Origin of the sequence: Bacillus timonensis (assembly GCF_000285535.1) — a bacterium.
GTDB classification, from domain to species: Bacteria; Bacillota; Bacilli; order Bacillales; family Bacillaceae_L; genus Ferdinandcohnia; species Ferdinandcohnia timonensis.
Window position 1 is genome coordinate 204,462 of record NZ_HE610987.1, and the last position, 20,002, is coordinate 224,463.

General features: G+C 36.2%; 20 protein-coding genes, 1 pseudogene and 2 riboswitches. Of the genes and pseudogenes, 8 read left to right on the forward strand and 13 right to left on the reverse strand.

Translation table 11 applies throughout. From position 1 onward, the window contains the following. Positions 1-279: 279 nt before the first annotated feature. The 8 genes from BTHG_RS15385 to BTHG_RS15420 form a co-directional block, all read right to left on the reverse strand. Positions 280-891, reverse strand: coding sequence for a DUF2812 domain-containing protein (locus BTHG_RS15385; RefSeq protein ID WP_010677625.1), 612 nt, complete (start codon positions 889-891; stop codon positions 280-282). After that, positions 888-1,220, reverse strand: a complete 333-nt coding sequence (locus tag BTHG_RS15390; RefSeq protein WP_010677626.1) for a PadR family transcriptional regulator — start codon at positions 1,218-1,220, stop codon at positions 888-890. The genes BTHG_RS15385 and BTHG_RS15390 overlap by 4 nt, the downstream gene beginning before the upstream one ends. Before the next feature lie 167 nt (positions 1,221-1,387). Continuing rightward, on the reverse strand, positions 1,388-2,263 hold the full coding sequence (locus BTHG_RS15395) for an AraC family transcriptional regulator (RefSeq protein ID WP_010677627.1): 876 nt from the start codon (positions 2,261-2,263) through the stop codon (positions 1,388-1,390). Between the two features lie 160 nt (positions 2,264-2,423). Continuing rightward, a complete protein-coding gene (locus tag BTHG_RS15400) occupies positions 2,424-2,744 on the reverse strand; it encodes a hypothetical protein (protein WP_010677628.1) in 321 nt (106 codons plus the stop codon). Between the two features lie 187 nt (positions 2,745-2,931). Then, the gene (locus BTHG_RS15405) at positions 2,932-3,750 is read right to left on the reverse strand and encodes an alpha/beta fold hydrolase (protein ID WP_010677629.1); all 819 of its coding nucleotides are present in this window, start codon (positions 3,748-3,750) and stop codon (positions 2,932-2,934) included. Between the two features lie 170 nt (positions 3,751-3,920). After that, positions 3,921-5,306 (reverse strand): LLM class flavin-dependent oxidoreductase, encoded by a 1,386-nt coding sequence (locus BTHG_RS15410; protein WP_010677630.1) that lies wholly within the window; start codon positions 5,304-5,306, stop codon positions 3,921-3,923. A 20-nt stretch (positions 5,307-5,326) separates the two neighbouring features. Continuing rightward, on the reverse strand, positions 5,327-5,878 hold the full coding sequence (ssuE, locus tag BTHG_RS15415; RefSeq protein ID WP_010677631.1) for an NADPH-dependent FMN reductase: 552 nt from the start codon (positions 5,876-5,878) through the stop codon (positions 5,327-5,329). A 175-nt stretch (positions 5,879-6,053) separates the two neighbouring features. After that, entirely contained in the window at positions 6,054-6,233 is a 180-nt protein-coding gene (locus BTHG_RS15420) for a YezD family protein (RefSeq protein ID WP_010677632.1), read from the reverse strand. 125 nt (positions 6,234-6,358) lie between these two features. Continuing rightward, positions 6,359-6,459: riboswitch (SAM riboswitch) on the reverse strand. Positions 6,460-6,714: 255 nt separating this feature from the next. Between BTHG_RS15420 and BTHG_RS26850 the strand changes: the two genes are divergently transcribed. The 7 genes and pseudogenes from BTHG_RS26850 (at position 6,715) to BTHG_RS25125 (ending at position 12,617) form a co-directional block, all read left to right on the forward strand. Beyond that, entirely contained in the window at positions 6,715-6,870 is a 156-nt protein-coding gene (locus tag BTHG_RS26850; RefSeq protein WP_010677633.1) for a hypothetical protein, read from the forward strand. A gap of 458 nt (positions 6,871-7,328) precedes the next feature. After that, positions 7,329-8,162 (forward strand): hypothetical protein, encoded by an 834-nt coding sequence (locus BTHG_RS15430; RefSeq protein WP_010677634.1) that lies wholly within the window; start codon positions 7,329-7,331, stop codon positions 8,160-8,162. A 172-nt stretch (positions 8,163-8,334) separates the two neighbouring features. After that, positions 8,335-8,877, forward strand: coding sequence for a SurA N-terminal domain-containing protein (locus BTHG_RS15435; RefSeq protein ID WP_010677635.1), 543 nt, complete (start codon positions 8,335-8,337; stop codon positions 8,875-8,877). 277 nt (positions 8,878-9,154) lie between these two features. Next, positions 9,155-9,343: a nucleoside triphosphate pyrophosphohydrolase family protein gene (locus tag BTHG_RS27450; RefSeq protein WP_010677636.1), complete on the forward strand. Its 189-nt coding sequence runs from the start codon at positions 9,155-9,157 to the stop codon at positions 9,341-9,343. A 468-nt stretch (positions 9,344-9,811) separates the two neighbouring features. Next, the gene (locus BTHG_RS27455) at positions 9,812-10,213 is read left to right on the forward strand and encodes a hypothetical protein (protein ID WP_010677637.1); all 402 of its coding nucleotides are present in this window, start codon (positions 9,812-9,814) and stop codon (positions 10,211-10,213) included. Positions 10,214-10,642: 429 nt separating this feature from the next. Continuing rightward, the gene (locus BTHG_RS25910; protein ID WP_010677639.1) at positions 10,643-11,506 is read left to right on the forward strand and encodes a hypothetical protein; all 864 of its coding nucleotides are present in this window, start codon (positions 10,643-10,645) and stop codon (positions 11,504-11,506) included. 172 nt (positions 11,507-11,678) lie between these two features. After that, a pseudogene (locus tag BTHG_RS25125) lies at positions 11,679-12,617 on the forward strand (alpha/beta fold hydrolase). 331 nt (positions 12,618-12,948) lie between these two features. Here the strand turns inward: BTHG_RS25125 and BTHG_RS15465 are convergent. Next, positions 12,949-13,464, reverse strand: coding sequence for a hemerythrin domain-containing protein (locus tag BTHG_RS15465; protein ID WP_010677642.1), 516 nt, complete (start codon positions 13,462-13,464; stop codon positions 12,949-12,951). 221 nt (positions 13,465-13,685) lie between these two features. Between BTHG_RS15465 and BTHG_RS25915 the strand changes: the two genes are divergently transcribed. Beyond that, complete coding sequence (locus tag BTHG_RS25915) at positions 13,686-14,750, forward strand: FUSC family protein (RefSeq protein WP_010677643.1); 1,065 nt, start codon at positions 13,686-13,688, stop codon at positions 14,748-14,750. A gap of 26 nt (positions 14,751-14,776) precedes the next feature. Here BTHG_RS25915 and BTHG_RS26855 read toward each other — a convergent pair whose 3' ends face one another. The 4 genes from BTHG_RS26855 to nhaC form a co-directional block, all read right to left on the reverse strand. Further along, positions 14,777-15,901 carry a sensor domain-containing diguanylate cyclase gene (locus tag BTHG_RS26855; protein WP_010677644.1) on the reverse strand — a complete coding sequence of 375 codons (1,125 nt, stop codon included), beginning with the start codon at positions 15,899-15,901 and terminating at the stop codon, positions 14,777-14,779. Positions 15,902-15,912: 11 nt separating this feature from the next. Continuing rightward, positions 15,913-16,000, reverse strand: a riboswitch (cyclic di-GMP riboswitch). A 150-nt stretch (positions 16,001-16,150) separates the two neighbouring features. After that, on the reverse strand, positions 16,151-16,762 hold the full coding sequence (wrbA, locus tag BTHG_RS15480; RefSeq protein WP_010677645.1) for an NAD(P)H:quinone oxidoreductase: 612 nt from the start codon (positions 16,760-16,762) through the stop codon (positions 16,151-16,153). A 192-nt stretch (positions 16,763-16,954) separates the two neighbouring features. Next, a complete protein-coding gene (locus BTHG_RS15485; protein ID WP_010677646.1) occupies positions 16,955-17,821 on the reverse strand; it encodes an MBL fold metallo-hydrolase in 867 nt (288 codons plus the stop codon). Then, positions 17,821-19,239, reverse strand: coding sequence for a Na+/H+ antiporter NhaC (gene nhaC / locus BTHG_RS15490; protein WP_010677647.1), 1,419 nt, complete (start codon positions 19,237-19,239; stop codon positions 17,821-17,823). The genes BTHG_RS15485 and nhaC overlap by 1 nt, the downstream gene beginning before the upstream one ends. Positions 19,240-20,002 lie beyond the last annotated feature (763 nt).

The following is a 20,002-nucleotide window of genomic DNA, read 5'->3' on the forward strand; positions in this document are numbered from 1 at the left end:
GGATTCAGACTGTTGACAAACGCTCGCATACTGCGTTGCTTGCCTCCCTCGTCCGCTCATGAAGGCAACTTCTATTCACGTCTTCGCTCAGCTGCGCGCCTTGTCTGACAAGCGTTCGCAAGACAGTCTGGGAATAGAATTAATAGTTAGATATCCTTAATAATTCGTGTAGACAAAGTCAGCACTGACTTTGTCTACACTCTGGGATTTTAAGATTCTATGAAAGTACCACTATCTAGTGCGAACCAGAAGAACCGTCCCTGTGGTCCCTTGTGGTTTCTATTTCACTGCTTTTTTATAATGTTGTTCCGCTTTGAAACTGAAGAGAAAGAATAGAATGACAACAAGTGGGAAGAAAAAGGCTCCTATTGCCCTGAAGAATGCAAATGGTGTTTCAAAGAGAAAAGCAAACCAAAAGTCCATTCCTGCTTTTTCCCATAGGCCCGGTGTAAAATACAATTCCTTAGGATTAAAAAGAACTGTAGCATCAATATAATCCAACGAGATTAGTCCTGTGAATATAGGTAAATAACAAATTGCAAGAGTCATATACATATTCGATAGTCTTTTATATCTAATTGCTTTTGAATCAGTATCCGAGAAGATATCCTCATCCGCACTTTCGCCCACTTTTTTAAAATATTGGGTACCAGAACTCTTCGTGCCCGCAATATGCTTCCATTCGCAATCCTCGAAAAGAGTTACATAATCGATAAAATCTGCTTTTGTTTTAAAGGTACGATAATCAATTTTTATGTTTAGAGTTTCGGGTTCTGCTCGACGAAATTTATAAAAAAATGACTTCCCAACAAATTCATAACCGTTCTCCGCCATCTGTTTCAACCAGCTTTCCTCTTTTTCAAAGTTCAAGAAAAACTTTAGTTTTCTCATATTCTCACCTCTTCATCACTTTTGAAAACTTCTTCGGTTATGCGAATGATATGCTTCATTCTTTCTAGGTCAAGATGCAACATCTCTTTCCCTTTTTCCGTAATGACATAAACTTTCCGTCTGCTATCCTCACTTGGTACCGGCTTGATAAACTCAAGCTTTAGTAAATTATCGATGGCTCCATATAATGTCCCCGCAGCCATTCTCACATGTCCATCGCTTAGTTCCTCAACTTTTTGGAGGATCAAATATCCATGTGCCGGCTCCATTAAAGCCAACAAGATGTAATAAACGGTTTCTGTTAGTGGAATATTTTTATTACGTTTCATAAGCAACTCCTTAATTCAGGTTTACTGTATAGTCAAACTGTATAGTTTTATTTTATACAGTCTAACTGTATATGTCAATGTGTTTACGAAAAATATGCGGGTGCCCAATAAAACAAGGAAGGGCGATACCCGTTGTTGAGTATCGCCCCGCTAAAAACAACCTAACCTTACTTCCCCTTTCTTACCGGAATCCAAATTTCGCTTTTCACAGCTGGTGAGGTTAAATCCTTTGTTTTGATGGATAGAATTTCAGGTCCTTCTGTTAGCTGATAGTTTGATGACGGGAACCATTCAGCATATATACGTCCCCATGTTCCCTGAAGTGTGCTAGGAAACGGTCCTTCTGATTCGAATACAGCCCATGTTGATGCAGGAACTTCCAGCTCAGAAAATTTATTCGGGTACTCGTTCGATGTCGCAACACCTATATAATGATTAAGCTCCCCTTTTTCCTCCATTCGTCCCTCAGAAAAGTTTGTAGATGCTTGTATAATTCCTTCTGGTTCTACATTCGATAAACTTTTAAGTTCACTTATCAGATCCATGTTCAAGGATTTCCACATTCTATTAATGTGTGGGTTCTCGTCTTGGAACACAATCGGGACTCTTTTCATGATCCCAACTATATTAAACCCCTCTTTTTCCTCAATTCGGTAATTCATTTCAGTCCCTCCCTTAATTGATAATTGGAAGGTCATTCGCGGATAAGCCTTTAAGTTGTTGCCATTCATCCTAGCTTCGGACGGATTAACACCATGTAATGTTTGAAAGGCCCTGGTAAAAGAATCAGCTGAACTATATCCGTATTTGATAGCAATGTCGATGATTCTTAGATTGCTGTTTGCCAACTCAAATCCAGCAAGAGTAAGACGTCTTCTCCGAATATACTCTGATAACGTAACCCCCGCGAGGAAAGAAAACATTCTTTTAAAATGGTACTCTGAACATAAAGCTAATTTTGCCACTTTATGAAAATTTATCTCGCCGGTAAGGTTTTCTTCAATATAGTCAATTGCTTCGTTCATATTCTTGATTGAATCCATCTTAATGACCTCCCCTTCTCAAAGAATAACAGGAATTGATTCTTTCCTTCCGACAGTTTGTGCACCATTTAGTCGGTATTAGTATCAGTAAAGTTAAGTTTCTCAAATCTAACTAAAATACCCGCCAGGTTTATGGACAAGGCGGGCATCGCGAAATTTTTCAAGGTGCAAAAGGAACAAAGTATCGAAACATGAATGCAGTAAACGCAAAAAGGGAAACGGTACAAATGCAGGCTAAATGTAACAGAATATATAAGATTTTTATTTTCCCTTTAACGAAAAATGAATAGATAAGACCAAATACAGGATTTACGATTAAAAAAGGTAAAAATACTGCAAAGGCAATTTTTCCAATTGTATGGATGATGATAGAATCAGTTACTGCAAAATTTAATAGAACGAAAAGTAAAGCAACTACAATAACGGTAGCAATTAGTGAAGTTAAGGTTACCTTATCCGGATTCCTGAAAAACTTTTTCATCCTTTCTCCCCCTCCCGAAATGGAAATGTTTACCTCCCCCTAATGTACCATGATTCACAAGCTTTTTTACATAAAGTTTGAGAATATACCATTCTGTATCCTTTCGGAATGAGATTATATAGATATAAAAATGGCTGCCAGAATAGTTTTGGCAACCCACTATTTTGACAGCCCTATAAATCAAACACTACTTTTCATTTAGAAAATCAACTACTATCTCATTGAACTTTTCACTATGCTCCCAAAACATCATGTGGCCTCCAAGAACCTCCACTTGGGTTTCAGGTGTTAATTCTTTTGTATACCTTACCGCAATATCAGACCAATGTTCCGCTACAATAGTTAAGGTCGGAACTGCTTTACTAGCCTTCTTTGCTTCCTCCCGATAATCTGAAAACATCCCTGAAGCAAACAAATTACCTGCGATATAGTATGGTGTTTTTAAAGATTGCTCTACTAGCCACGTCAATTCTTCCTTCTCAAGTTCTCTTTGTACCATGACTCCTGTTATATAGTTTATGATGAACTCCCTTTGTCCACCCGAATTTCGCAAATAACTATTGTAGATGCCAGCAATATCATCTAGCTTTCCTTCGACCCAATCATCATTGACTGACAAGGCTTTAGGTGGCATATCTACAAGCACCAGTGACTTAACATTTTCAAATCCATTTTGCTTCACATACTCCCAAACTGTATAACAACCAAACGACCAGCCTACAAGAGTTGCACTTTTTACATCCAATGCTTGGAGAACTGATGCCAAATCAGTTCCATGCGTCACATAATCATTTCCATGAATGGATACTGTCGACCTCCCGTGACTTCTTGGATCAATTACAATCACCCGGTTTGTTTTTGAAAAATAGTCAATCTGCTTTGAAAAAACCTCAGTAGTGAAGGTGAATCCCGGGACAAACACAATCGGCTCTCCATCCCCAACTTCTTGAACAAATATTTCGACTCCTGCATCAACTTCAATATATTTCCCATCAACAAAACTCATAATCACGCCCCCTAAATGTAGCTTTTTAACTACTATTTCATCTGTTAATCTATTAATTCCTTCTATATCTTCAACAAAAAAGCCTTCGGAGAGCGCGAAGGCTTTTTAAAGGTTCGTTTTCAAAGAAATTCTAGATTACTTTAATATAAGGTTTATCGTTTTTTACCAGATTACTTTGCTGCTAATGCAGGAGATTTGCTATATTGTTTACCAGGATGGTGGGATGGTAGTTGGCTACCTTTTCCGAATAGGCTGTCTCTTAATGTATCGCCTTCGTATTCTTTTCGAACAAGACCTCTTTCTTGTAAAATCGGCACAACGTGTTCTACGAAATCTATAAAAGTACCAGGAGTAATCGCATAGGCAATATTAAATCCGTCTACTCCCGTATCTTCCACCCAACTTTCTAAATCATCTGCTACCTGTTCTGGGCTTCCAACAGTGACAGGTCCCAAGCCACCAATTCCCGTATACTTTTTAATCTCCTCTATCGTCCATTTCTTATCGGAATCAATTTTGGTAAAGTTTTCAACCGTTGACTGAATCGCATCGTTCTTTACAAATTTAAGATTTTCATCCGGACCATATTCTGAAAAATCAATCCCTGTCCAGCCACCTAGGAGAGCTAATGCTCCTTCATAACTTACATGTTTTTGATATTCATTGTACTTTTCTAAAGCCTCTTCTTCGGTTCGACCAACAATTGGAGTAATACAAGAAAGTATTTTAATCTCCTCAGGTGCTCTACCAGCATTAGCTGCCTCTTCACGCAGTTTCTTTACTGAATGCCTTGCTGCGTTCTTCGTTGGTGCACCAATAAAAATTAATTCTGCATGTTTACCAGCGAAAGTTCGACCCTTTGTCGAAGTTCCTGCTTGATAGAGCACAGGCGTTCTTTGTGGGGACGGCTCACATAAATGTGCACCAGGTACCTTATAATACTTACCTTCATGGTTAATGTCGTGAACCTTACTTGGATCTGCGAAAATCCGATTCTGTTTGTCTAGTAATACAGCATCATCCTCCCAGCTTCCTTCCCATAATTTATAGCAAACTTCTAAGTATTCATTGGCGATGTCATAGCGCTCATCATGTTTAATTTGATCTTCCAAGCCCATATTAACAGCGGCGCTTTTTAAATAAGAGGTAACAATATTCCAACCTACACGCCCTTTTGTAATATGATCTAGCGTAGACATCCGGCGAGCAAATGTATAGGGATGCTCATGTGTGACAGATGCAGTCACCCCAAATCCTAAATGCTTTGTCACCGCTGACATTAATGGCACAACTAATGAGGGGTCATTAACTGGTGTTTGTGCACCTTGACGAATTGCAGCATCTCTAGAACCTTGATACACATCATAAGGACCCAATACATCTGCTAAAAATATCGCATCGAATCTACCCTTTTCTAAAAGCTTTGCTAGTTCAATCCAATACTCACTATCCTTATAACGGTGTGATTGATCCTCAGGATGTGCCCATAATCCTGGGGATTGATGTCCAACACAGTTCATATCAAACGCATTTAAATACATTCTTTTCTTAGTCATACTAGTTAGCTCCTTTTCCATTAATTTTTTAAAGCAAAACCTTTTTTCTTATTTACTGTTTCACTAAAGTAATAAAGCTCTTTTTTCAATCTAGCTAACACATTATCGTCTATGATTGGATTGGCTACTTGTGTTTTATCGATTTGGCATTCTTGAAAGTAAACTCCTTGTTGACTTTGCCCCTTCAATGCAGCCAATAAAGGCTTTAGGCTAAATTCAATCGCAAGTAAATGTGCTGGGCTTCCACCTGTCATGATTGGTAAAACTGCTTTCTGCGCTAACACATCTTGGGGAAGTAAATCCAGTAAAGCCTTTAGAACTCCAGTATAGGCTGCTTTATAGACTGGAGATCCTACAATCACACCTTCTGCCCCTTGAATTAATAGTGTTAGCTCTTTCAGTGAAGGACTATCAAACCTCAGATTAAAAATGTCATCAAAAGGAATATTTCTAACGGATACATAGCTGACTGACAACCCCTCATGTTTCAGCTTCTCCCCGGCATACTGTAGAACCAAATCCGTTCTAGAATTCTCTGAAGGGCTTCCAGATAAAATTACAACTTCACTCATTTTAATCATCCTTTCTTGTCTATTTTTCATTCATTTTAATGATTAAATTTTAGGTCGTTTGCTAAAATATCCCCCTTTCATTAGGACTAAAACCAATAAAAAAGGCATCTTTATCCAAAACGTCATGAATGGACGCTTTGAAAATAAAGATGCCTTTAGTCGTCTAATCGGCAAATTATTTTTTAGTTGTTTGGTGTTGGGGTGATGTCGTTTTTTGCAATGAAAAACGCTTCTTTTCCGTCGCATCAATTTGCGTGATTTCCCCATTGTGTACAGTAATCACAACAGATCCAAATTCCAAATTCTCCAAAGTCGATAAAATATGATTCACTTTCGATTCATCAAGCTTCGCCATGTGATCCCTCCTTGTGATGTGTATCATTTCATTGCCTCTGGTTGACCAGTATGGCATACTTTTTTTCAAAAATAAAAACCCTCTTCTGATAAGAAGAGGGCATACACGAATCGTTCAATACACTCTTCTTATCTTTCAAGCTAAAAGCTTGCTGGAATTGGCACAGTACAATATGTCTGTTGCCGAGGCTTCAAAGGGCCAGTCCCTCCACCTCTCTGGATAAGAATAAATTGGTAATTAATTTGTTGTATTTAAATTACACGGAATTTACCTTTCTGTCAATGACTTTCACAGAAAATTTTTAAAGAAAAGAAATTTTCGTTATTTTGTCATAGTGTTGTTTTTGGTCTTGGGTACTTTTTCACACAGCTTTAAGCCAGGATGCGAAAAAACTGTAATGTTTGTAGCACAAACTTAAAACAAAGCATATAGCATTTTTGCATAAGGTAAAAAAAGACCTATTTTCGAAGGAGGTTTTATAATGAGTTTTTTAGCAAAAATCAACTGTAAATTTAAAGGTCACATTTATGAGGAAACAGAACAGAAACCTGATGGTTGGGGATATATTGCGACTTTCTTTGTATGCAACCGATGTGGCGATGAGAAAGTAGTCACCAAGCGAGAAGATGAAGTGTAAAGCTAGTCAACAACAAACGCTTTCTGCTTCTTGCTCATTTTTGTAAATATTGCTCATTCGAAATATGAAGAGTATTTAAATAAACCCTATTTAGTTAGACCTTAAAAAGGCACTAAGTAGGTTACGGGTTCTATTTTCGGGTACAAAAAGTTAAATAACACATTAATTAGCAGTCGAATTCGTATATGAATTTGACTGCTTCTTTTTGTTGGTGTGATGGGATAATTAAGGTAATTATGAGTAAAATAGTACCCTAATTCGAACCTCCTTTAGTAAGGTGACAGAAGTTTGTGTTCCTTTACTATTCATATGCTAAAACGGTACCAAGTCTTTTACCGATTTTCTTAATTATAAAATAGTAACGAAGAAGGATTGTTTAATAAGCGAAACTTTATATTTTTTAATTCGTAGTAATAAATGTAAACGTTTAAAAAATGTCGAATATTATGGGGAAGTTTATGAAAAACAAGAAAGTGTTTCTAAGTATTTTTATAGTTTTTTTCTTTATCTTGACCGCTTGTTCGAATAATGTTGTTAGTAAACATATATCCTCAGTTCAAGATGCAAGTAATAAAGCTACTCAGCTTAAAAATGGGAATTTTTCTTATGTAAATGTTGTTGAAAACGAAAATGAAAAACAAACGCAAGTGACAGAAGGAACTTTTGTCGTTCAAGATGATTATGTTGACTGGCGTACAGAAATGGTGTTAGGAGAAGCCAATAATAAAACGCTCACGGAGGTTATTCAAAAAGATAAAACACAATACCAGCGTTTTGGTAAAATAAACGAGGATAATCAGTTTATCGGTAATGATAATGAGGTTTTAACAGAAGAACCCCAATGGCAATTTCTTAATGAAAACGCAACAGGATACCCTGATTACCTGCAATCATTTATGAATATAAAACTTAATGGGGATGATATTGAAAAGGTAGAGAAAAAAGAGGAAAATCATTTAACGATTTACGAAATTGCTTATAATGACTCCTACCTATCATCTGTAAAGCAGAATAATATTTCTGAGTCAAATGAACAGTTGGACAAAGCGAAACAAGAAGGTGCAGATCCTAATGTGATAAGTTCTTTAAAAAATTCTTTATCTTATAATGAAAATATAATCTACAAAAGTATAAAGCTAAGTTTAACAGTGGATGACACTGGAGTGTTGATAGAAAAAGAATTACAAAGTAACTTTGAACAGACCATTAACGGTTCATCGCAAAATATTCAAATGACGGAGAGTGTAGAACTCTTAGAATATAACAGTACAAATATGGAAATTGAACTATAATCCTTTTACCTTTCGTTATTTCCACTAATCAATTAACGGGTGCGATTCTTCAATAACGAAGGTCGCTTTTTTTATTGAACGAACGGGGCAGGTTAGTAAAAAATGAAACTTGTGTAAGGTTATTCGTAACTATTATTAGTCAGTTATGGTTCTGAAAAGAGGTGTGTAATTTATGTATAAACCCTTTTATTCTATCATTGTTTTTTATTTTATTATCTTAGCGGGATGCGAGGATTCTCCTAAGTTTAATGATGAAGATGTTGCTGCAATAGTAAGAGGAGAAAAGATAACAATTGGTGAATTACGCTTTTTATATCCTGATGAAGAAATACTTAATATGATTGACGGGACCATAAAAGCTAAATTAGTAATACAAGAAGCAAAAAAAATGAACATCGATGTATCCAAAGAAGTGAAAGAAACGATTGAGGCGTTAGGTGATTATCCACCTGACCATATTGATACTGAGGCAGCAAATTCAATTCGTGAGTTTGCAGAACCACAAGCTAAAAAGCTAGGATTGGCTCCAGAAGAGTATTATAAAAAATACATTGAGAAAACAACTGAAATAAGTGTGTATATAAATTCTTATATACAAGAAGTTTTAGGTGAACCAATGGATGATATTGAAAAATATAATCAACAGGCAAACAAGCAACTTAATGAATTAGTCGAAGAAAATGTAGATGAGATTAAGATACTAATCAATAACTAATGGAATTGCTTATTCAACTATTGGGGCAAGTTAGTGTGATAAATTTATCGGATAGGACAATAGGAATTATTGAGAAAAGACGCTCTCTTAAGTAAAGCTCCCGATTATGGTGGATCATTGATGAAATCTCACATAAATTAGCTTAATAGAAATAGGATACCACTCTTAAAATTGGTCATCATAACTTTATGATAAGTAGAACAAATTTAAGGGTGAATGTTAACGGTTCTCTAATAGAGGAATGGTTATGTAAGTATATTAGATAGAGGGAGATATAATGGATAAAAATATAACTATTAAAGAATTACAGAATTACATAAAGAAAAAGGACTATAAGCCAGAATTAAAAAACGCCTACTTTCAAAAGTTAATTGAAGAAGTAGGTGAACTCGCTGAAGTATTACGTAAGGATAGACGATTGGATCAACAAGGTACAATTAAAGGCACAATTGAAGAAGAATTATAGGATGTTCTGTACTATGTTGTTGGATTAGCAAATATTTATGATATAGATTTAGAAAAGTGTTTTCGTCTAAAAGAAGAACTCAATAAAGAAAAATATAAATAAGTTATTATTATATCGGGTGCGATGATCTTAGAAGGATTATCGCTTATTTTGTTGAAGTTATTATGCTAACAGTGAAGTTTCCTTTAAAAAGGACTAATATTATTTACATTGCATTAGTTATTATATAACCAAAAATTTGGGGGCAAAAATGAACCAATTTAGAGGGTTAATCTTAGAAGGCTATTCTAATGCTGGAAAAACTTCTGTATTAAAATCATAAAAAAACTTCAGGCTAACGATGATGATGCTGAACGTAGTGTTGTTATACTTACTGAACATTATTCCCAAGTTTTACATAGGGTTAATGGAGAATTAAGGACACTAAACCAAACAGAACATTTGCAGCTTCTAAAAGATAGAGTATTAATGCTAAAAAAATTAAGCAATTGGTCAAGGGAAATTGGACAATTGCAACGTTCCAAAGGCATATTTTTTATCTTAGAAAGGTTTCATTTGAATCATAGAGTAGCATTTTCCGATTCCTTACTGGGTGAAATAGAACAAATAGAAGCAGAGTTGTTCGCTATGGGTGCGAGATGTGCTTTGCTAACAATATCGCCAGAAAATGCGGGGAAAAGATTAAGAAGTAGAGATACAGAAAAATGGGCTGAGAAAACTGAAGAAGAAATTAAAATGGCTGGTGAAATGTTAATAAATACACAACAAGAACTTAGGCGACAGGCTAATGACTCAATCATTCCGACAATAGAAATAAATACTGATAAAACAGACTGGGATTCCTACGCAAAACAGATTTTACTTTTTTAACTAATGGGTCAGTTTTGTTTAAGAAGTAACAAATTATTAATTTTAGAGGAGATAAATATTAATTATGTGGGAAAATTTATTTGGCATCTTCATTGTGTTGTTAATACTGTTTTTTTGCTATTTAATAGTGTATTGGAGTTTTAAACATTTATATAAAACAACTATAAAGCCAAAAGTAATTAAAGATAAAGAGTTAAGAAGGGAAATAGAATCATTAAAACAACGTGTAGAGTTACTTGAAAGGAAATTGGATAATAAATAAATATATCAGGAAGTGTGAGAACAATTCTTCAACTAATGGGTCCTTTACTCCAACAAGGGTAAAGCTCTTTTCTTGTTCAACTATAGGGGCAGAATAGTTGAATATGAATGCCATGGTTGATGTTTAGATTATTATAGGTAATTATTAATTTTAGGGAGACTCAAGATTTGAATGAGAAACTAAAACAATTATTCGAAGCGGACCAACATGACCTTAGTACAATGCCCCACGATAGACTAGAACGAGATAGAGAAAGGCGAAATGAAGTTAAATTTATTCTTGATAGTGGTGGTGCTAAGGTTGCAATTGATTTTATACATGCTGCTATTATCTTTAAACATGGTAAAGCATTAGAAGATTGGTGGCTAGCATACAAATTAAGTGTAAAGGCAGTAGAATTAGGTTTTCAACCAAAATGGGTAGCGGCTGTTGCAATGGATAGGTGGCTATTACATCAAGGTAAACCTCTTAAATATGGTAATCAAGTAATCCCTTTTGGTGGAGTTTATCGAATCCCTCAATTAGACCAAAATACAACAGATGAAGAAAGATATAAATGGGATGTTCCATCGTTAATAGAATTATTTTCTTTTCAAAATCTTCGTGGATTTATGAGTTATGATATAGTCAGTACACTAGAAAACGAAAATTTAAAAGTAAAAGTTATAAAGTTAGAAAGACAGCCTGTACATAGCCCTTCCCTTGACGGTATTCCTTGCGATACAACAAGGGATAATCGCATAGTTTATGAAAACTCCTATGGTTGGAAATGGATAGAAAATAGCAATGGTTCTTTTAATTTAGGTTGGTTATTAATACCTGATGTTCCAGAATTAGCACACACGGTTGCAGAAGAAGGAACATTTACTATGGAAAAAGTTGTATTGAATGAGCAATCTTGTATTTTGGTTAAATATAACCAGAGCAAAACCCTTTATGTTAGAAGTAGGAAAGGAATATGGGCTATAACAGGATTGGATTATAACAATGTAATTGAAAAAGCATTAAGTCTATTAGCAAGTTCTTATTGAACTAGAGGGTGCGTTGATCTAAGAAGGATTAACCGCCTTTTTTTGTTGAATTCCTTATTAAACAAACTAAGCAGTTTAGTTGAATAAAAAAATATTTTGTAAAATTCCGAAACCTTTAACTGATTTATTCGTAAATGAAAGTAATTCAGCTGAAAAGAAGGAAGGGATCATAATGGTCAATCTCATATTATTAATTCTTATCGTTTTGATTGGGTTACTGGTCATTTACCATCAGGTTGAATTTAAAGCCTTTCCACCAGCTGGTAAATTTATTACTATAGATAATTGTAAATTGCATTATATAACAGCAGGGAAAGGACAACCAGTCGTGTTTCTTCATGGAGGGATGCTTTCTAGTAGGGATTTTAATGCTGTCATTCAATTAGCAGCTATGCAAGGATATCATGCAATAGCTTTTGACAGACCAGGATATGGATATAGTGAAAGACCCAAGGGCGTTAAAGTCACCCCGATTTATCAAGCACGTCTTATTTATAGAGCATTAAAAGAACTTGGGATTGATTAACCAATTATTTTAGTTGGTCATTCATGGAGTGGCACGATGACTCTTTCTTATGCTATACAATTCCCAAATGAGGTTGCGGGAATTGTCACGTTGGCAGGGGCTATGTACAAAGAAGGTTATCCAGCAGAAAATGGTGATTTCTTATCTAAGGCAGTCACAACGCCTATCCTAGGAAATATTATTTTGAATACCCTGCTAAAAACACCATTAGCAAAAGGAATGGCAAATTCCATGGTAAAAGCAACATTTGCACCCGAACAAGTTCCTGCTAAATATGTTGAGGAGCTATATTCACTAGGGTTTCGTCCAAGCCATTTTAAAGCAAATCGGGAGGATGTCCTAGCCTTCCCTGTTACTTCGAATGAACTAAGTGCAAAATATAAGACAATAAAGATTCCTACCGTTATTGTAGTTGGAGAAAAAGACCCATTCGGTACAATTGCACAAGCTGAGCGATTGAAGAACGATATTCCTCATGCTGTATATAAGCTTATCCCAAATATTGCACACATGATTCCTGAACTTCACCCTCAAACGGTTATAGAAAATATAAACGTGATATCTAGCATGAAAAAAACAATATAATTACTATATTGATTTATGCTTTATATACCAGAATCGGGCAGGATTGCTTAAGAAGCGGTATCTTGTCTTATTCAACTACCATGAAGGAACGTAATTAACTTTAATTTTCTGTGGTGAAGCTCTGCTTCATGGATGGCTAACGGGTAGCTTTAGTTCAACAATCTAATATATTGAAAAATACTCAGAGTCTATACGCTCTGAGCATTTTCTATGTCAATCATTTGCTAATTAGCTTGTTAATTCTAATGCTAATTTTACCGTGATTTCACTAACAATTTATATTTCGTACTTCAAAACAGAACCCGTTACTAAGGAGGTTATTTTTACTATTTTATAGATGTTGAAACACTCGCCCTAGCTCCCCCATTTCTTCATTAGACAATATTTTCGCTGCCAACGGAAACAACATAGTTTCTTCCTTTGCGAAGTGTTGTGTTAACGTCGCGTAGGCTTGGACCACGTAAACGGTAATCATTTGCGCGTCGTACTCATCAATGGTTTCTCCCACCTTAGCAACTTCTTCAAGAAAATCCTGTAAATGTCGTTCTGCCTTATGATGCTCGAATTCCATCGTTTCGATTGTGCGATCATTCTCCCCGAGATGATGGTCCATCATCGGGAATAGTGCTTCTTCCTCACGTTTGGAATGCGCCTTTAATTTCTCATCAAAAGCCAAAACTTCCTCATATAATTTCGAAAACAGTTTAATCACTTTAGGACCAGATTCAAATTCTATTTCTTCGGTAATTCCATAAAACTGGTCCATGTCTGCCCTTAACAACTTATGCTCATCTTTAAGTTGTTGTAGTGGCGCACGTAGTTCAAAATTTGGATTCTCAATCAACATATTCATTTCATCCTTTCATAACCCATATACTTGTTATGATTTCTTCCTCTAGCATACGCTAAATGCACAAATTATCTTGTGATTGGAATCACCCTAAAATGACTCTTATATTTTTGACCAGTCAAGGATTTCTGAAATACGGACATCGTTGTATGATAAACCACAACTAGGAGGATGATATGTATGAGTATCGAAGGAATCTGTTAGAGGTGATTTAACTTTTGAATCTGGATATTTTCCATCGAATCGGATTAACTTTGCAAGTCCTAAAATCAGCGCTATCTGCAGGGGTCGCTTGGTATGTTGCATCTTTCATTTCCCATAGTCAACATCCATTTTTCGCTGCACTTGGCGCTATTCTTACTGTGCAGGTAACGGTGGCTCATTCTATTCACAAGGCCACACAACGTGTTATTGGTATTATTGGCGGGGTCATTATTAGTATAATGATTGGCCATTGGTTAAATCCTAGCCCTGAATCCATTTTGCTCGTGGTATTGTTGGGAATGGCCTTTGCTACAGCTTTGCATTTGAAACCTGAGGCAATATCACAAGTTGGAGTAAGTTCCATTCTTGTACTTGCTTTTGGTAATACACAGGGCTATGCAATTGACCGTGTCATCGAAACCATGATCGGGTGTATCATTGCAATTTTTTTAAATGTCATATTTATTCCCCCGAATCCTATACCAGAAACGGAGAAGCAAGTTTTACATCTTAGCAAATATGCATGCACTGTACTTACAAACCTGGCAAAAGCTTACCGTGAGCAAGCACTTCGCGTCGATGATATTCCCTACGTCCAAGAACTTGTTGATGAAACACAAAAAAGCTATCAAGCCGTTTTATTATCACACCAAAGTTTGCGATATAGTCCACTCTTGTATAACCAACGAGCTCGAGTACTCACTTTGTCAAAAGTAATTGAGAGATTTGAGAGTATCACAATTCAGATTCGTGGCATTGCTAGAAGCCTTGTTGATATGAGCAGAGAACCACAACCAAACATCGAATTAATCGAGGCGATGATGTCTACATCAACCTGTGTTGGACTAATTGCGAGTCTGGAACTTTTACATTCAAACGACCTGATAGAAAAAATGGATGCATCCACCAAAGACGCAATAGCAAAGCAAAATATGTGCTTATCTAAACTTAAAGATATAGAATCACTAGAATTGCTTCGGAATTTAGGTAGCATACTTACGGATTTAAATCGAATCCTAGTTGAAATTGATGGTAGCGCCAAAATCGTCGCAAGTGAATTCCAATTACCAAAAAAATAAAGCCTGACATTAGTCGGGCTTTATTCTTATTTTCCAAGGAGAAATTGGACTTTTTTCGTATTTTTTTCATTTTGATTTTGATAAATTTGATAATTGTTTTTCCCGCTTTGTTTCGCTTGATACATTGCGATATCCGCGTATTTTATTAATTCCAACGCTTTGTCACTCGTTTCAGGATATAAAGCAATTCCTATACTTGGCGTCACAACCACATTCTTACCCATAATAAAATTCGTTGATTGGAAGTTTTTTATCATCTGATTAGCAACAAAGATACATTCGTTTAAATAAGCATCAGGTAATAACACCATAAATTCATCACCCGCTAATCTTGCCACCATATCTTTTGGAGCAACACTTTTTTGTAAGTATTCAGCTACTTGCTGAAGTAGAATATCTCCTCCATCATGTCCCAGCTGATCATTTACCTGTTTAAATCCATCCAAATCAATAAACATTAACCCGAAACTAGTTGTTGTAGTATCGGACGTCATTTCATGTAATTTATCCATAAATGCCCTACGGTTTGGTAAACCAGTTAAGGCATCACGAAACGCAATTTGTTTCATGTTTTCCAATTCTCTATTTAGAATGGTTATATCTCTTGCAATGATTTCTCTTGCTGGATGTCCCTCGAAATCCACCAAAGTCGATGTAAACTCGATGTCTAGTATCGTCCCATCAAACCTTTTAACCTTAACATGCTCCTTATGTTTACGATTGGGAAACAGACTTATTTGTTCCTTAAGATGTTGTATGTTTTGCTTAGAATCATCATGAACAAACTCTGTAATATTATGAAAAATGATTTCGTTTTGACTATTAGCACCAAATAACTGGACCCCTGAATCGTTAATATAGAGGATTTTGCCATCTCTATGCACAATAATGGCTTCAGGTGAAAGTTGAACCAAACGTTGATATTGATTTTCACGTTCATGAATTCGTCGAAGGATTTCCTTACCTGTCCATAGAGCCCAATAAATTAATATTATTTCTATAAATGGGCTCACAAGGTCTACAAAGAATTCAAAATATCCGTCTTCTTTAAAGTTAAATAACGATATTATTTTATTATCAAAGAAGTCCAATAACGACAATGATAAAATTAAGCTAGAAATAATAATGATCCTTTTTCCGTATAGCTCCAAATCTATCTCCTTTCGGCAAACCAGCCGTCTTAGCAATACATTTACCTTAGACCTGTGATTTTGCGTCCTCACCTTTCAGTAAGTTTGCCTTTTCGTGGTAAGTAAATGATACATTCTGTATTATGCAATGATTTGATAACCTTGTAAACCATCTAATTATTTCTAATTTACAAATAAAAAGTATCCACTATTCGAAAACAAAAAACTGTCTGCCAATAAAAGCAAACAGTCTTGTTTTGATATGTAGGTTTATTGATTTGCCTTTTTCACCCATTCCGCAACCGTAACAGTTCGTTTCGCTTGGTGTTTTACAGCAGCCTGAACGTCTTCAATCATTTTCCCATCCTGACCTACCGTAACACTTGTTCCATATGGATTTCCGCCTGCTCCAAAAATAACAGGATCTGTATAACCCGGAGTAGCAATAATCGCACCCCAATGCATCATGCTTGTGTATAAAGAAAGGAGCGTTGCTTCTTGTCCACCATGCGGATTTTGTGCAGAAGTCATCGCACTTACTACTTTATTGATTGTTTTACCTGTAGCCCAAAGTCCACCTTGTGTATCCAGAAATTGTTTCATTTGTGAAGGCATATTACCAAATCGGGTCGGCACACTGAATATAATTGCATCTGCCCACTCAATATCATCGGAAGTGACCACTGGAACGTCCTTTGTTGCTTCCACAGTTGCTTTCCAAACTTCATTTCCCTCAATAACAGACTCTGGAGCCAATTCTTGAACTTTTAACACTTTAACCTCAGCACCAGCTTCTTTTGCTCCTTCTTCAGCCCATTTTGACAACTGATAATTTGTACCACCCATACTGTAAAAAATAACTGCAAGCTTAACGTTTGACATGACTTTATCTCCTTTTTTAGTGAATTTCCAAATGCTCAAGTAAACTCATCACTCACACCACCTATTATTTCTTATCTTTCAAGGGATTATGCTTATTTGTGAGACAGAGGGACAGGTTCAATGTCCCAGGTTACAATAAAGAGCCTTATTGGTAAAAAGAATGGGACGCGGTGCCTGCCCGCGTCCCATTCTTCATATTTTAAATTCCATTTCTTCGTCTGCAATATAAAAGCCTTTTGCTTCGATTTCTTTTCTTAATACACTGTCTTCTTGTAATACAGGATTTGAATGATTAAGGTGCGTAAAATAAATTTTCGTTTCTCCGACTAAGTCTTGGAGTAACTCCATCGTCTCTGTCATTAGCGGATGGGGAACTTGCCGATAATCCCGTCCGATATTTTCTAGGTCCCGTGGAGAATGAAACGTGCCATCAAGAAAGCAAATATCTGCCTCCTTAGCTGCTTCACGAATATCGATATCCCATTCGTCCCAGCGATCAATATCCGGAATGAATAAAGCCTTTTTATTCGGACCTTTGATCCAAAAAGCAAACGTCTCAGAAAACTCGTTTCGATGTGGAACATTAACCGGAGTAACTGTTACTTCCGAAGAAACACTAACAGGTTGTCGATCATGGATTTCTTGAATAACAATGTTTTCAAGTGCAGTTAACTGACTCCATGGTGCATCACTTTCTAATACCTTTTTCATTTTTGTCCCTGCCATGACAGGTAGTCGACGGGAATTAATCGCTTCTTTCCCTAAAAACATCAAACCCGGATAATGACCGATATGCGCATGAGATAGAAAAATACTACTCATGAGCTTTGATTCCATTCCATATCTCATTTGCAATCGTGCCATTTGTTCCCGCAAATCCGGAGTCGCCTCAAGTAAATGCCATTTGTTCTCCTCCGGTAATATAATCGCTAATGATGCGGCAGTTCTTTTATATCTCGGATCCTTAATTGCCCTTTTACAGTTGTCACAAAAACAATTTGCTTGTGGCAAACCACCATCTTGAGCGGTACCAACCACACTTAATATGACTTCTCTCACTATACAACTTCCCTTTCCACATGTGCCTGCTCTTTTTCTTGGCTGTAATCCTTTCTAGCAATTGTCCATCCAGTGAAACCAAACAGTAGATTTACCAAAGGAACAAGATAGATAAAGAACGCATATGGAATAAACTCCCATGCACTTACCCCCAAAATGCTCGTTGCAAACACTGCAGGAACACTCCAGGGGATTAAATTTATTCCGACAGTCCCCATTGATTCCACTGTTCTTGAAAGATTTTTCGTATCAATATTCATATCTTTATACTTTTGAACAAAGGTCCTTGCGGGTAGTATAATTGCTAAAAACTGAGCACCACTTGCTAATGCCACTACAAATGTTGATAAAAGTGTTGAACCGATAAGTGCTCCAGTCGTTTTCACTTTCTTCATTATTTTGCCTGTTAATACTTCAAATGTTCCCGTTTCTTCTAAAATACCACCTAGCGCAGTAGCAATCATTAGCATACCAACGGTGCCGAGCATCGAAGCAAGTCCACCGCGATTTAATAATGAATCAATTTCAGCTACCCCCGTTTCGATAGTAAAACCACTTGTCATCGTTTGAACGATTGAGCTGACGGAAATTCCTTGTACCACTATAGCTATTACGGCACCTAGTAAACCAACACCTATTAGTGCAGGTAACGCAGGAACACGTTTTAGCATTAAAAAGATTGTGAAAATTGGAAGTAACAATAATAATGGATGAATGACAAATGCATCATCCAAACCTGACATAATAGTATCAATTGTTCCAGAACTTATACTTGTACTTGCAACTTCAAAACTACCGAAAACCCAAAATAATAGTAGGGATAATAAAAATGCAGGAATCGTATCCCAAAGCATGTGTTTAATGTGACTAAATAAATCCGTATCAACTAATGCAGCCGCAACATTGGTTGTATCTGATAATGGAGAAAGTTTATCTCCTAAATATGCACCTGATATAACTGCTCCTGCTACTAAAGCTGGTGAGAACCCTAACCCCTCACCAATTGCCATAAAAGCCAGGCCTACAGTTGCTATTGACGTAAAAGAAGTTCCTAGCGTAATAGAAACAATACCTGTTATCAGTGCGACTATCGGTACAAACCATGTAGGATCTAGAATCGAAATACCATAATATATCATGGTTGGAATAACACCACTTGCAATCCAAGACCCAATAATCATCCCAATAACCAACAAAATAAACACTGCTGGTAGTGCCCTTGTTACTCCGTTTACCATCATTTGTTGGACTTCATTCCAATTCCATCCGCAGCTTATTGCGACTATGGATGCTAAAATCACCCCAATTATTAGCGGAAAGTTCATCCCTGCTTTCCATATAAAAATCGAACAAGATGCTGCAATGATTAATCCTAATAATGGAATGATAGATTTCCAAATTGTAAGATTTGACTTCACCGTTTCCCCCACCAGTCATTTTAAAATCAACATGATAAATCTTATAGAAAATAAATGCTTTATCACTTTAAAGCTTTTATGCTTTTATCTGCGATAATCATAATTTATTTTGCCTAATTAGTCAAATGCATAAAAAAAACGAATTCCAAGTGTAGTAAAGGGTTCCGTTTTCGGGTGCATTCTTAATAAATAACACAAGAATTGACGTATGGATTGGCATACGTCTTTTTCTTTATTTATCAAGGTTGCTACGGAATTTCATCAACTTTGACATAGTAATTGACATCATTATTATGATGGACAATAAGTATTGTACAATTAATAAAGGTAGGCAAATCTTCTGTCATTTGCAGTGCCGTTTTGAGTAGCATTTTATTGATCTTTATAAGCTGGTCGATAAAAAACTGCTGATTCTTGCATCTAGGATCAAAAGGGTCTGCACTTATCAGTTGGGGAAAAGGTTAGGTTAAGCACCTGAGCCGATAAATAGACGGAAAAATTCCGTTTATTAAGTAACTTTTATTAAAAAAGGCGTATATAGACGGAGAGATTCCGCCTATTGACTTGAAAAACGTGAAAATGGAGGATTTTGCTTTCCGTAACCGGAAAACTTCCCCTTATATACCCCAAAACGGGTTCCATTCTGCATTTAATCGGAAAATCTCCGTTTATAATACTTTTGCTGGTTATTCTATTAGGGACAAGACATCTTATTTAATATAAATAAGGTATTTTTCCCTAATAAAGAAGAGGCTGGGACAAA

Coding starts and splice junctions, on each gene's coding strand:
- BTHG_RS15465 (WP_010677642.1), bottom strand. CDS start 13,464: ATGTTGATTGAGAATCCAAATTTTGAACTACGTGCGCCACTACAACAA.
- ssuE (WP_010677631.1), bottom strand. CDS start 5,878: ATGAGTGAAGTTGTAATTTTATCTGGAAGCCCTTCAGAGAATTCTAGA.
- BTHG_RS27455 (WP_010677637.1), top strand. CDS start 9,812: ATGCTAAAAAAATTAAGCAATTGGTCAAGGGAAATTGGACAATTGCAA.
- BTHG_RS26850 (WP_010677633.1), top strand. CDS start 6,715: ATGAGTTTTTTAGCAAAAATCAACTGTAAATTTAAAGGTCACATTTAT.
- BTHG_RS15435 (WP_010677635.1), top strand. CDS start 8,335: ATGTATAAACCCTTTTATTCTATCATTGTTTTTTATTTTATTATCTTA.
- BTHG_RS15430 (WP_010677634.1), top strand. CDS start 7,329: ATGAAAAACAAGAAAGTGTTTCTAAGTATTTTTATAGTTTTTTTCTTT.
- BTHG_RS27450 (WP_010677636.1), top strand. CDS start 9,155: ATGGATAAAAATATAACTATTAAAGAATTACAGAATTACATAAAGAAA.
- BTHG_RS15395 (WP_010677627.1), bottom strand. CDS start 2,263: ATGGATTCAATCAAGAATATGAACGAAGCAATTGACTATATTGAAGAA.
- BTHG_RS15385 (WP_010677625.1), bottom strand. CDS start 891: ATGAGAAAACTAAAGTTTTTCTTGAACTTTGAAAAAGAGGAAAGCTGG.
- wrbA (WP_010677645.1), bottom strand. CDS start 16,762: ATGTCAAACGTTAAGCTTGCAGTTATTTTTTACAGTATGGGTGGTACA.
- BTHG_RS15410 (WP_010677630.1), bottom strand. CDS start 5,306: ATGACTAAGAAAAGAATGTATTTAAATGCGTTTGATATGAACTGTGTT.
- BTHG_RS15400 (WP_010677628.1), bottom strand. CDS start 2,744: ATGAAAAAGTTTTTCAGGAATCCGGATAAGGTAACCTTAACTTCACTA.
- BTHG_RS15420 (WP_010677632.1), bottom strand. CDS start 6,233: ATGGCGAAGCTTGATGAATCGAAAGTGAATCATATTTTATCGACTTTG.
- BTHG_RS15405 (WP_010677629.1), bottom strand. CDS start 3,750: ATGAGTTTTGTTGATGGGAAATATATTGAAGTTGATGCAGGAGTCGAA.
- BTHG_RS15390 (WP_010677626.1), bottom strand. CDS start 1,220: ATGAAACGTAATAAAAATATTCCACTAACAGAAACCGTTTATTACATC.